This window comes from Streptomyces avermitilis MA-4680 = NBRC 14893 (genome assembly GCF_000009765.2).
Lineage (GTDB): Bacteria > Actinomycetota > Actinomycetes > Streptomycetales > Streptomycetaceae > Streptomyces > Streptomyces avermitilis.
In genome coordinates, this window is sequence record NC_003155.5 from 3,009,030 (window position 1) to 3,021,713 (window position 12,684).

At 71.1% G+C, this 12,684-nt stretch carries 7 protein-coding genes; 2 read left to right on the forward strand and 5 right to left on the reverse strand.

What is annotated here, in order from left to right:
• Positions 1 to 19: 19 nt before the first annotated feature.
• Together SAVERM_RS12860 and SAVERM_RS12865 are read right to left on the reverse strand one after the other, a co-directional pair.
• A complete protein-coding gene (locus SAVERM_RS12860; protein ID WP_420822306.1) occupies positions 20 to 1,987 on the reverse strand; it encodes an IucA/IucC family protein in 1,968 nt (655 codons plus the stop codon).
• A gap of 258 nt (positions 1,988 to 2,245) precedes the next feature.
• Positions 2,246 to 3,700 (reverse strand): diaminobutyrate--2-oxoglutarate transaminase family protein, encoded by a 1,455-nt coding sequence (locus SAVERM_RS12865; protein WP_010983904.1) that lies wholly within the window; start codon positions 3,698 to 3,700, stop codon positions 2,246 to 2,248.
• A 531-nt stretch (positions 3,701 to 4,231) separates the two neighbouring features.
• Here SAVERM_RS12865 and SAVERM_RS12870 point away from each other — a divergent pair.
• A complete protein-coding gene (locus SAVERM_RS12870; protein WP_010983905.1) occupies positions 4,232 to 5,464 on the forward strand; it encodes a trypsin-like serine peptidase in 1,233 nt (410 codons plus the stop codon).
• A gap of 195 nt (positions 5,465 to 5,659) precedes the next feature.
• On the forward strand, positions 5,660 to 6,853 hold the full coding sequence (locus SAVERM_RS12875) for a trypsin-like serine peptidase (RefSeq protein ID WP_010983906.1): 1,194 nt from the start codon (positions 5,660 to 5,662) through the stop codon (positions 6,851 to 6,853).
• A gap of 65 nt (positions 6,854 to 6,918) precedes the next feature.
• On the opposite strand, the gene hflX is transcribed toward SAVERM_RS12875, so the two are convergent.
• The 3 genes from hflX to SAVERM_RS12890 form a co-directional block, all read right to left on the reverse strand.
• Positions 6,919 to 8,412 (reverse strand): GTPase HflX, encoded by a 1,494-nt coding sequence (gene hflX, locus SAVERM_RS12880; RefSeq protein ID WP_010983907.1) that lies wholly within the window; start codon positions 8,410 to 8,412, stop codon positions 6,919 to 6,921.
• A 185-nt stretch (positions 8,413 to 8,597) separates the two neighbouring features.
• The gene (locus tag SAVERM_RS12885) at positions 8,598 to 10,067 is read right to left on the reverse strand and encodes a M1 family metallopeptidase (RefSeq protein WP_010983908.1); all 1,470 of its coding nucleotides are present in this window, start codon (positions 10,065 to 10,067) and stop codon (positions 8,598 to 8,600) included.
• Positions 10,068 to 10,278: 211 nt separating this feature from the next.
• Positions 10,279 to 12,441, reverse strand: a complete 2,163-nt coding sequence (locus SAVERM_RS12890; protein ID WP_010983909.1) for a RelA/SpoT family protein — start codon at positions 12,439 to 12,441, stop codon at positions 10,279 to 10,281.
• Positions 12,442 to 12,684 lie beyond the last annotated feature (243 nt).

Here is a 12,684-nt window from a genome sequence, read left to right on the forward strand (position 1 = left end):
ACGGGGTGGGTCATGTTCCTCAGGAATGAAGGGGATTGGCGATGGTGACGTAGACGGACTGGGTGTCGACCGGGCCGACGAGCTCGTCGAGGCCGTGCAACCGGGTCAGCAGGTTGGCCTTGCAGCGCAGCACGGGTGAGTCGAGCAGGCGGGTCGGCAGCGGTGTGCGCAGCCGGGCGGGGCCGGTGGCGACATCGGCGAGGAAGCGTCGGAAGGCCGCCAGCAGCAGTTGCTCTTCGGCAAGGTGCTGGGAGCCGAACGCCCCGATGAGCCCGAGCACGTTGTTGATGCCGAGGTAGTACGCGAAGCGTTCGTCGGTGACCTCGTCGGAGACGAAGGTGTCACTGTGCTCGCCGATGCCGGGCAGCCGGGCCTCGAGTTCCGCGCGCCGGGACGTACGGAAGTAGTACCCCTGGTTGTCCCGGTAGCGGCCGCCCGTGGGCCAGCCTTCGGGGTCCAGCAGGAGCAGGGTGTTCTGCTGGTGGGCCTCCAGTGCGATGCCCGCCTCGCTGTCGAGCCACAGCACGGGCCGTACGACCTGCTCCAGATACCGCAGGAACCACTCGGTGGCCACGGCACCGCGGGGACGGCCCGTGCGGCCGGCGAGCCGGATGATGATCTCGGCGAGCCGCGAGCGCATGACGGGACGGGGCTGTTCGGTGGGCTGGGGCCAGGGGCGTGGCGAGACGAGCCCGGCGACGCAGGAGACGTCGTCGGTCGGGGCGAACGGGTTGTGGCGGATCATCACGTCGAGCCCGGGGACCGCGTTCCCGTGCTGGTCGTCGACGGCGAGCCAGGCCGGGTCGCGGACGATGTCGAAGCCGGGGTGCGCTGCCTGCCACTGCTCGCCGAGGCCGCTGCGCAGCAGACGGTGGACCTCGACGCCCCGGTGCAGTTCCTTGCGGAGGTTCTCCCGGCGGGAGTTGGTGATGCGCAGGCCCAGCGACAGCTTCAGCATGGCCGGGGCGCCGGTGCGGTGGACGGTGCGGACGGATGAGGTGGGGTGCCACGCGGGGCCATGGGGGCCGAGATCCCGGATCAGTCCGGCGTCGAGCAGCGCGGCGGCCTCGGGACGGTGCCGGATCTCGCGGATCTGCCAGGGGTGCAGCGGCAGCGCGGCGAACCCGTCGGGCATCGGCAGTCCGTCGCCGGCGAGCCGTGCGGTCAGCTGCTCGGCGGGCACGGGACGACCGCGCTCGGTCCACGCCGAGTTCGTGGCGAGTACCGGGGGCGCGACGGCCAGCCAGTGCAGGGCGAAGGATCCGCGCAGCTCGGGTGAGTAGAGGCGGGCTTCGGCCTCGGAGAGGCCCTCGCGGCTCTTCGGCGTGGGGTGCAGCGGGTGTCCGAGCAGCAGCGCCTGTTCGGCGGCGAGGAAGAGGTCGGGCTCGTCGGCGGGGCGGGCGCGGCGGTCGTCGATGAAGACGGCGGTGCGACGGACGGAGTCGGCGACACGGCCCACCAGGTCGGCGCTGTGGTCGACGGCGCAGTGGTCGACGGCGCTGTGCGCGGGGCGGGGGGCGCGGCGGCTTCCGGCCGCTTCCCTGGCCAGCAGCGCCACCACCGTCACCGCGTCGGCCGGCGGGGCCGTCTGCGGCGCGTCCGCGAGGTACGGGAGGCCGAAGCGGTGCCAGCCCGTCGGGGACCAGTGGTGAACGGGGACGAGGAGGGCGGTGCCCGTGGCGAGCAGGGGGATGCGCAGGGTGCCGTCGTCGGGGGCGACGAGGCCGTTCTCCCGTACCCAGCAGCGCAGCAGGTTCTCGACGGCGGCGGCCTGGGCGGCGGTCTGGGCTTCGGGATGATCCAGCGGGTCGGCGGTGGTGCCGCGCAGCCGCTCACTCTCCCGAGCCCGTCCAACCGGCGGGGGGACCGATTCGGACGCCTGCACAACTGGGGTGCGGACCTCCGGTACGAATACGACCTGGGTCGCTGGTGCGAGCGGGGCCTGGGTCTCAGGTGCCGGCGCGGCCTGAGCCTCCGATGCGAACACGGCCTGGGGGCCCTGAACGGTCGGGAGCTGGGTGTCGTGGCCTGCTCGCTCGTGAGTGCGGGAGCCGCCGTCGGATGTGGGGGTGGCGTTCAACAGAGTTCCTCGTGGGGCGTTATGGGGCGTTGTGGGGCGTTCGGGCTCGCACGGGGCGAGCCGGGGACACGGGTGATGGGGGGGGCGCTGCGGGCCGTCCGGGTCGATGCGGCTGGGGCGGGGGAGCCATCCACCGATCCCGCCTCACGCTCCGGCCGTACGCGACTACCCGGCCCGCTCCGAGCGCTGGAAGCCTCGGCTCCGTTCTGCCCGCCCGCGCGCCACCGCTTCCACCGCGTCCGCGAGTCGGTCCAGCACCGCGGTCGCCTGTTCGTCGCTGATGGTCAGCGGGGGAAGCAGCCGGACCACGCTCGCGTGCCGGCCGCCCAGTTCGACGATCAGGCCACGCCGCAGACACTCCCGCTGGACCGCGGCCGCCAGTTCGGGCGCGGCGGGACGCGGGCCCGCGCCGGCCGTGTCCAGGGACGCGAAGTCCCCGGAACCCGGACTCACCGCCTCGCGATCCTCCTCGGCCCGCACCAGCTCGACGCCGATCATCAATCCCCGACCGCGCACTTCCCCGACACACGGGAACTCCGTCGCGAGTGAGCGGAGTTGGTCGAGCATGCGCGCCCCCAGGGTCTGCGCGCGTTCGGCGAGGCGGTGCTCGCGGACGTACGCGAGCGTGGCCGTGCCCGCGGCCATGGCGAGCTGGTTGCCGCGGAACGTGCCCGCGTGGGCGCCCGGTTGCCAGACGTCGAGGTCGTCCCGGTACACGACGACAGCGAGGGGCAGACTGCCGCCGATTGCCTTCGACAGGACCATCACGTCCGGTACGACACCGCTGTGTTCGACCGCCCAGAACCTTCCGGTACGGCCCACTCCCGTCTGCACCTCGTCCGCGATCAGCGGAATGGACCGGTCCGCGGTGATCGCGCGCATCCGGCGCAGCCAGGCATCCGGCGCGGGAATCACCCCGCCCTCGCCCTGCACGGGTTCGAGGATCATCCCGGCGGGCAGCGGCACGCCCGACTTGACGTCGTCGAGCAGCGACTCGGTCCAACGGGCGCCGAGTTCGGCGCCACGTTCGCCGCCGATGCCGAAGGGACAGCGGTAGTCCTGTGGATAGGGCAGGCGCGCCACCCGTCCGTCGGTCGCGCCCCCGGATGCCTCGAGCGCCCCCGCGGTCATCCCGTGGTACGCGCCGGTGAAGGCGAGCAGTCCGCTGCGCCCGGTGGCCGTACGCACCAGCTTGAACGCGGCTTCGACGGCGTCCGTCCCGGCCGGCCCGCAGAACTGGACGCGCGCCCGGTCGGCGAGCCCGGCCGGCAGCGTGCGGAACAGCTCGGTGGTGAACGCGTCCTTGACCGGGGTGGCCAGGTCCAGGACGTGCAGCGGAGCCCCGGAGTCGAGGACCTTCCGGATCGCCTCCAGGACCACCGGGTGGTTGTGTCCCAGAGCCAGTGTCCCCGCGCCCGAGAGACAGTCGAGGTAGCGGCGCCCGTCGGCCCCCTCGATGGTCAGCCCGCGCGCCCGGACCGGCACGATCGGCAGGGCGCGCGCATAGGTGCGTGCCGCGGATTCGCGCGCCGACTGACGCCGCAGAATCCCCTCGTGCGCCGCGTGCGCTCCCTCGGCTTCACGTTTCAGGGACGCCACCGCAGACTTGGTCACAGCCACGACGACAGTTCCTCCCGCTGTTCAGAGGCGAGTTGAGGGAGGGCACTGAACGGACGCGCTGAACACAGGCGGCAGGCCCCCCGTACGTACCAACGAGACGGCTCGCTCGGGGAAGCGGGTGAGCCGAAGATCCTTGCCGATGGCTGCAGACCTTGCCGATGGCTGGCGACCTTGCCGAGACCCAAGACCTCGCCGATGGCTGGAGGCCCCGCCGATGCCCGATGGTCCTCGCCCGTGACCGGAGACCCCATCATGATCGAAGGCCCTTGCCCGTGACCGCCGTTCTCCGGGTGATCATCTCCGTGACGGAACCGTTGCCGCCCCGTCGGATGTCCCCCACAGCGACCGCATAGTGTGTGGTGCCGTCCGGCGGAGACGGATGATCATCGGGCTATCGGTTCTCGCGACAGCGATAGCGGTCGCGTACCGAGGGGGCCGAATCCGCGCATCCGCACCAAACCGCGGTACGCGACCGCGTATCGCGGTCGCACCCGCAGTACAGATGTCTCTTCACCAGGGGGAGTTCACACCATGCGACCGATTCGCCCGCTCTTCGCCGCTCGCCGAGGGAGGAGCGCACGCCGCAGGACCTCTCCCGTGCTGGGCGCCGTCGGCCTCGCCACGGCACTCGCGCTGACCGCCACCGCCTGCGACTCGGGCGACGACACCAAGGCGAGCAGCGAGTCGTCCCCGTCCGCGTCCTCCGCCGGCGACGACAAGATCAAGATCCCGGACGACATCAGGGACAAGCTCAAAGAGCGCGGGATCGACATAGACAAGTGGAAGAACGGCGCCTGGAAGAACTGGAACAGGGACGACTGGCTGCGCGAGGCCAACGAGTACATCAACCCGATCATCAAGGGCCTGTGGGACCCGGACCGGATGCGTGACGCCGACGACCCGGACAAGAACAAGGGCGTCGACGACAACGACCTCACCGGCGACCAGGGCGTCACGGACCCGACTCCGGCGCCGGTGAACGCGAAGGCGGTGCAGGCGGCGTACCACGACAACGCCCCCACCGCGGGCAAGGTCTTCTTCGACGCGCCCGAGGGCACGATGGTCTGTTCGGCGACCGTGGTCGAGGACCCGGCGCACCCGGGCAAGTCCAACCTCGTGTGGACCGCGGGCCACTGCGTGCACGCCGGCAAGAAGGGCGGCTGGTACCGCAACATCGCGTTCGCGCCCGCGTACAACAACGCCGGCCAGACGACCGCCGAGCTGCAGAACGCCACGAAGCAGGAGATAGCTCCGTACGGCGTCTGGTGGGGCGACTGGGCGCAGACCTCGCAGCAGTGGATCGAGAAGGGCGGCGAGACGGGCGGCGACGGCGCGTCGTACGACTACGCCGTCATCCATGTGACGCCGGAGAAGGGCGGCGACGGCAAGTCCCTGGAGGAGACGGTCGGTTCGGCCCTTCCGGTGGACTTCAACGCCCCCGCCGTGCCGAAGGTGAGCAGCATCACGGCGACCGGCTACCCGGCCGCGGCGCCGTACGACGGGCAGACGCTGTACCAGTGCCAGGACAAGCCGGGCCGGCTGTCCATCGCCAAGTCGGACCCGACGATGTACCGCATCGGCTGCACGATGACCGGCGGTTCGTCCGGCGGCGGCTGGGTGGCGACGGGTTCGGACGGCAAGCCCGCGCTCGTGTCCAACACCTCGATCGGCCCGGTGACTTCGGGCTGGCTGGCCGGCCCACGGCTCGGCCCGGTGGCCAAGGGCGTGTACGACTCGGTCAGCAAGAAGTTCGCGGGTCAGTAGCGCGAGGGTCTGACAGGAGTCGGACGGACGGACGGCGGCGGGGTGGTGGGTGAAAACCTTCACCACCCCGCCGCTGTTCGCCCCCATTCGCCCGGGCATAGTGGAGTGTCGCGGCCGGGCGGGTTCCACGGAGAGCCACGCCGCCGCCTGACAAGCACATGACAGCACTGCGTTTTCAACGGGGGTTACACAAGCATGCGTTCCGTACGTCCGCCCTTCGCGCGCCGGCGCGGGAGGAACACCGTCCTCGCCGCGACCGTCGCGGCCCTGGCGCTCACCGCCACCGCCTGCAACGGCAGCGACGACAAGGCGAGCGACAAGCCCGAGACCACCACCTCGCAGGCGGCCGGCCAGGACAAGGCCCGGATGCCCGGCGACATCGCCGCCCGGCTCAAGGAGCACGGCGTCGATGTCGACAAGTGGAAGAACGGCGGCTGGAAGAACTGGGACAAGGACAAGTGGCTCAGTGAGGCCAAGGACTTCGTCAATCCGGTGATCAAGGGGCTGTGGAAGCCCGAGCGGATGAAGTCCGCCAAGGACCCGGACAAGACGATCTCGGCGAAGGACGCGTCCGCCGACCAGGGCGTCAGCGACCCGGATCCGGCGCCCGTCGACGCCACGGCCGAGAAGACCCCGTACCACGAGCACGCGGCCCCGGTGGGCAAGGTCTTCTTCGACTCCCCCGAGGGCTCGATGGTCTGTTCGGGCACCGTCATCAAGGACGTCAACCACCCGGGCAAGTCCAACCTCATATGGACCGCGGGCCACTGCGTGCACGCGGGCGGCAGCGGCGGCTGGTACCGCAACATCGCGTTCGTGCCGGCCTACAACGACCTCGGCAAGTCCGCGGCGGCACTGAGCGACGCCACGTCGTCCGAGGTCGCTCCGTACGGCCAGTGGTGGGCGGACTGGGCCTCGACCTCGCACCAGTGGATCTCCGGCGGCGACGAGACGGGCGGCGCGGGCGCGCCCTACGACTACGCGGTACTGCACGTGAAGCCCGAGTCCGGCTCCAAGTCCCTGGAGGAGACGGTCGGTGCCGCCCTCGACGTGGACTTCTCCGCGCCCTCCGCGCAGGACGTCAGCGCGATGGGCGCGTGGGGCTACCCGGCCGCGCCGCCGTACGACGGCCAGCAGATGTTCAAGTGCCTCGACGAGCCCGGCCGGCTCTCGCTCTCCCCGAGTCTGCCGACGATGTACCGCATCGGCTGCACGATGACCGGCGGTTCGTCCGGCGGCGGCTGGTTCCGGGTCGTCGACGGCGAGACCAAGCTCGTCTCGAACACCTCGATCGGCCCGTCCGACAACACCTGGCTGGCGGGTCCGCAGCTGGGCAAGGGCGCCAAGGCGCTGTACGACACCATGAGCGAGCAGTACGGCGGTCGGTGACCGCTCCCGTACAAGCGGTAGGCCCGCCCCCTGTGCGAGGGGGCGGGCCTACCGGCTGTGACAGGTCAGGCGAGCGGTGCCGGAACGTACGGCGCGAGATCCGCCGCCAGCTCCTCGTGCACCCGCGCCTTGAGCAGCGTGCCCTCCGGGGTGTGCTCCTCGGAGATCACCTCGCCCTCGGTGTGGGCGCGCGCCACCAGCTTGCCGTGCGTGTACGGCACGAGCGCCTCGATCTCGACCGACGGCCGCGGCAGCTCGTTGTCGATGAGCGCGAGCAGCTCGGCGATGCCCTGGCCGGTGCGGGCCGAGACGGCGATGGAGCGCTTCTCGTTCCTCATCAGCCGCTGGAGCACCAGCGGATCGGCCGCGTCCGCCTTGTTGATCACGACGATCTCGGGTACGCCGGTGGCGCCGACGTCCCTGATCACCTCGCGCACGGCGGCCAGCTGCTCCTCCGGGACCGGGTGCGAACCGTCCACCACGTGCAGGATCAGGTCGGAGTCACCGACCTCCTCCATGGTGGAGCGGAAGGCCTCGACCAGGTGGTGCGGCAGGTGCCGTACAAAACCGACCGTGTCGGCCAGCGTGTACAGCCGGCCGCTCGGGGTCTCGGCCCGGCGCACGGTCGGGTCGAGGGTCGCGAACAGCGCGTTCTCGACGAGCACGCCCGCGCCCGTGAGGCGGTTGAGCAGCGAGGACTTGCCGGCGTTGGTGTAACCGGCGATCGCGACTGAAGGAACCTTGTTCCGACGGCGCTCCTGGCGCTTGATCTCGCGGCCCGTCTTCATGTCCGCGATCTCCCGGCGCATCTTCGCCATCTTCTCGCGGATCCGCCGACGGTCCGTCTCGATCTTGGTCTCACCGGGGCCACGGGTGGCGAGGCCGCCGCCCTTGCCGCCGCCCATCTGACGGGACAGCGACTGACCCCAGCCGCGGAGCCTCGGCAGCATGTACTGCATCTGCGCGAGCGCGACCTGCGCCTTGCCCTCTCGGGACTTGGCGTGCTGGGCGAAGATGTCGAGGATCAGGGCCGTACGGTCGATGACCTTGACCTTGACGACGTCTTCGAGGTGGATGAGCTGGCCGGGGCTGAGCTCACCGTCACAGATGACGGTGTCGGCGCCGGTCTCCAGGACGATGTCCCGCAGTTCGTTGGCCTTGCCGGAGCCGATGTACGTGGCCGCGTCCGGCTTGTCGCGGCGCTGGACGACGCCGTCGAGCACGAGCGCACCCGCGGTTTCCGCGAGGGCGGCCAGCTCGGCGAGCGAGTTCTCCGAGTCCTGAATGGTCCCCGAGGTCCAGACACCGACGAGCACGACGCGCTCCAGGCGGAGCTGTCGGTACTCGACCTCGGTGACGTCCTCGAGCTCGGTGGAGAGGCCGGCCACACGGCGCAGGGCCGCGCGCTCGGAGCGGTCGAACTGATCGCCGTCCCGGTCTCCGTCGATCTCCTGGCTCCAGGCGACGTCCTCTTCCATCAGGGCATCGGCCCGAAGACCCTCGGGGTAAGTGTGCGCGAAGCTCTGCGCGTCCTGGGAAGGGGAAGAAGAGGAGGTCATTGGATCCTTACGTAGCTGGGGACACCGATACGGCGGCGGACATGAACCGTCACCACTCACAACGCGTGAGTGCCCCGGGAGATTCCCGGGAACCGTCCCGCCGGGGCTCTGCGCGCCCCCCAGGGGCCCGGCCGCGCCGCCGACCTGAAGATGGTCGCACGGAACGGCCCGTCTCGTCACCGGGTTTATTTCGTGGCCTGCCCGGACTTCCAGTCCGGGTGCCCGGGCATCGGCGGCGTCTTCTCCCCGTACAGCCACGCCTTGAAGAACCTGCTCAGGTCGCGCCCCGAGAGGGCGGACGCCAGCTGTTCGAAGTCGGCGGTCGACGCCGTGCCGTCCTGGTGGAGGGCCACCCAGGCCCGCTCCAGTCGTTCGAAGACCGGTCGGCCGATCTCCTGGCGCAGCGCGTACAGCGCGAGTGCGGCGCCGTCGTAGACGTTGGGGCGGAAGATGCTGATCTTCTGGCCGGGCTCGGGGCCCTTGGGCGCTGCGGGCGGCCCGCCGGTGGCCCGCCAGGAGTCGGATGCCTCGTAGGCCTCCTTCATGCGCGGCTCCATGGGCCGGTGCGCCGTCTCCTCCGCGTACAGGGCCTCGTACCAGGTGGCGTGTCCCTCGTTGAGCCACAGGTCGGACCAGGTGCGGGGGCTGACGCTGTCGCCGAACCACTGGTGCGACAGCTCGTGCACCATGATCGACTCCACGTACCACTTCGGGTTCGTGGACCGGGTGAACAGCTCTCTCTCGAAGAGCGAGAGTGTCTGTGTCTCGAGTTCGAAGCCGGTCTGCGCCTGGGCCACGAGCAGCCCGTACGTCTCGAACGGGTACGGGCCGACCCTGCGCTCCATCCAGGCGATCTGGCCGGGCGTCTTCGCCAGCCACGGTTCCAGCCGCTTGCGGTCCTTCGTGGGTACGACGTCACGGACGGGCAGACCGCGCGGACCGGTCCGGTGGAGCACCGAGGAGCGGCCGATGGACACCTGGGCGAGTTCGGTGGCCATGGGGTGCTCGGTGCGGTACGTCCAGGTGGTCGCCCTGCCCTCCCGGTCGGCCCCGGCCGGCCGGCCGTTCGCCACGGCCGTGTACCCGTCGGGTGCCGTCACGTGGATGGTGAAGATCGCCTTGTCGGAGGGGTGGTCGTTGCAGGGGAAGACGAGGTGGGCCGCGTCGGCCTGGTTGGCCATCACGAGGCCGTCCTCCGTCCGGACCCAGCCGCTGTCCTGGCCCTTGGCGGACACGGGATCACTGGTGTGCCGCACGGTGATCCGCATCGGGGTCCCCCGGGAGACCGGCGCCTCGGGGGTGACCACCAGGTCCTCGCCCGCACCGGTGAACGACGCGGGCTCGCCGTTGACGTCGACCGACCGCACGATGCCGTGCGCGAAGTCCAGGTTGATGCGGTCCAGCCGGCCCTTCGCCTGTGCGTTGATGGTGGTGACGGCGGTGAGCGGCTTGTTGTTGGCGCCGGGATAGGTGAAGGCGAGGTCGTACGAGGCGACGTCGTATCCGGGGTTTCCGAGGTGCGGGAAGAGCCGGTCGCCGATCCCCAGGGGGACCGCCGGCGCGGGGGCGCTCGCGGCGATGAGGCAGACGGAGACGGCGGAGGCGAGCATCGCCGACGTGACGCGACGGGTTCTGGGGCGGGGGGTGTGCGGCATGGACCACGGCTACCAGCGCGCGGGGGCCCGGCGGTGACGACTCGCACCGGTCCCACTCGAACGGGTTCGTGGCGGCCCCGGGTGAGCCGGGTGCCGCCGCCGGGTTCCGCGGGGGCTCTGGGGTTCGTAGGGGCTCCGGGTTCCGCGGGGGCTCCGTGACAGCGCCGGACTGCCATCGGGCGGCTCCGGCGCGCGGCCGCCCGGCCCGGAGCTACTGCGCGGCCGCCGCCTGGTGCTGCGCCCGGCTCACGTCGAACACCCCGGGCACGTTCCGCATCGCGCGCATGAGGGCCGGGAGGTGTGCCGCGTCAGGGAGTTGGAGCGTGTACGTGTGCCGTACGCGCTGGCGGCTCGGGGGCTCCACGGTCGCGGAGACGATCGCGACGCCCTCCACGGCGATGGCCTCGGTGAGGTCGGCGAGAAGGTGGGGGCGCCCGAACGACTCGGCGACGAGCGTGACCCGGCATTCGGAGGTGTCCCCCCAGCGCACACCGACCTCCGCGCGCCCCACGCTCTTCATGCGTGCCACTCCGGCGCACTCGACTCGGTGGACGGTCACCACTCCCCCGCGCACGGCGAATCCGGTGATCTCGTCGGGCGGTACGGGCGTACAGCAGCCGGCCAGGCGGACCGAGGCTCCCGGCTGGTCGACGACGGCGTTCGCGGCGGGGCGGGCGGCGGGTCCTTCGGGGGCGAAGCGGGCGGCGCCCTCCGCGGCGGGGTCGGCGGCGAAGCGTTCGGCGAAGCCGTCCGTGGCGGGGCCGTCGGCGGGCTCCTCGCTCGGCGACGGCGACGGGTGCGCGGCCAGCCACCGCTGGATGGCGATCCGCGCGGCAGGCGTGTGCGCATGCTCCAGCCACTCCCTGGAGGGCTCGGACGCGGGGTCCTGGCCCATCAGGAGCTGCACGGTGTCGCCGTCCTTCAGGACCGTACTCAGCGTCGCCAGACGGCCGTTGACACGCGCGCCGATGCAGGCGTGGGCGTCCTCGCCGTACTGCGCGTACGCGGCGTCCACACAACTCGCGCCCTCGGGGAGACCCAACGCGCCCCCGTCGGGGCGGAACACGGTGATCTCCTTGTCCTGGGCGAGGTCTTCGCGCAGCGTCGACCAGAACGTGTCGGTGTCCGGGGCGGCCTCCTGCCAGTCCAGGAGCCGGGAGAGCCAGCCGGGGCGGGTCGGGTCGGCGCGCTCGCCCTCGGCGGGGTCGTCGGCCCCGGGGGTGTACGGATTGCCGAGCGCGATGACACCGGCCTCGGCGACCTTGTGCATCTGGTGGGTGCGGATGAGGACTTCGGCGACCTCGCCGTCCTCGCGCGCCACGGCGGTGTGCAGCGACTGGTACAGGTTGAACTTGGGGACGGCGATGAAGTCCTTGAACTCGGAGACCACCGGCGTCAGACATGTGTGGAGTTCACCGAGGACGCCATAGCAGTCGGCGTCCTCGTTCACCAGCACCAGGAGGCGGCCGAAGTCGGAGCCGCGCATCCGGCCGCGCTTGCGGGAGACGCGGTGCACGGAGACGAAGTGCCGGGGCCGGATGAGGACTTCGGCCTGCAGTCCGGCCTCGCGCAGGACGGTGCGCACGTTTTCGACGATCTCCGTGAGCGGGTCGCCGCCGTTCGCCGCGTTGCCGACGATGAGTTCTCTGGTGCGCTCGTACTCCTCGGGATGCAGGATCGCGAAGACGAGGTCCTCGAGTTCGGTCTTCAGCGCCTGGACGCCGAGCCGTTCGGCGAGCGGGATGAGCACGTCCCGGGTGACCTTGGCGATGCGTTCCTGCTTCTCCTTGCGCATCACGCCCAGGGTGCGCATGTTGTGCAGCCGGTCGGCGAGTTTGATCGACATCACGCGTACGTCGTTGCCGGTGGCCACGAGCATCTTGCGGAACGTCTCCGGCTCGGCCGCGGCGCCGTAGTCGACCTTTTCCAGCTTGGTGACGCCGTCGACCAGGTAACAGACCTCCTCGCCGAACTCGGCTCGCACCTGATCGAGCGTCACCTCCGTGTCCTCGACGGTGTCGTGGAGCAGAGACGCCGTCAAGGTCGTGGTCTCCGCGCCGAGTTCGGCGAGGATCAGGGTCACGGCGAGGGGGTGCGTGATGTACGGCTCGCCGCTCTTGCGCATCTGGCCGCGGTGCGAGGACTCGGCGAGTACGTACGCGCGGCGCAGGGGTTCGAGGTCGGCGTCGGGGTGGTGGGCGCGGTGGGCCTCGGCCACATGACCGATCGCGTCCGGCAGCCGGTCGCGGGCCGCGGGGCCGAGCAGCGCGGCCCGGCCCAGACGGCGCAGGTCGATCCTGGGGCGGCCCTTCCTGCGGTACGCCCCGGGCGTGACGGGGCCGGGCGTGGCAGGGTTCGTGGCCTCCGCGCTCATGGGCACCTCCGGCTGCTTGGACCGGTGGACGGGGTGCCCCATGGCGTACGCGGCACTGGGGATGGCGACATTCCCCCGTCCGGGCCGGTGCTTGATGCTACCGAGCCCACCACGCGCGTCCGACCGCCTCTCGCCGAGCGTGAAACGGATCACCCATTCGAGCGAAGGTTCAGAGGTTTACGATTTCGAGCCACGCCGAATGCGGCCGACCGTGGATTCGAACCGGCTCGGGCTGCGGAGGCT

Bases quoted from the DNA above. Each gene is read 5' to 3' on its own strand.
- SAVERM_RS12870 (WP_010983905.1), top strand. From the start codon at position 4,232: ATGCGACCGATTCGCCCGCTCTTCGCCGCTCGCCGAGGGAGGAGCGCA.
- SAVERM_RS12875 (WP_010983906.1), top strand. From the start codon at position 5,660: ATGCGTTCCGTACGTCCGCCCTTCGCGCGCCGGCGCGGGAGGAACACC.
- hflX (WP_010983907.1), bottom strand. From the start codon at position 8,412: ATGACCTCCTCTTCTTCCCCTTCCCAGGACGCGCAGAGCTTCGCGCAC.
- SAVERM_RS12885 (WP_010983908.1), bottom strand. From the start codon at position 10,067: ATGCCGCACACCCCCCGCCCCAGAACCCGTCGCGTCACGTCGGCGATG.
- SAVERM_RS12890 (WP_010983909.1), bottom strand. From the start codon at position 12,441: ATGAGCGCGGAGGCCACGAACCCTGCCACGCCCGGCCCCGTCACGCCC.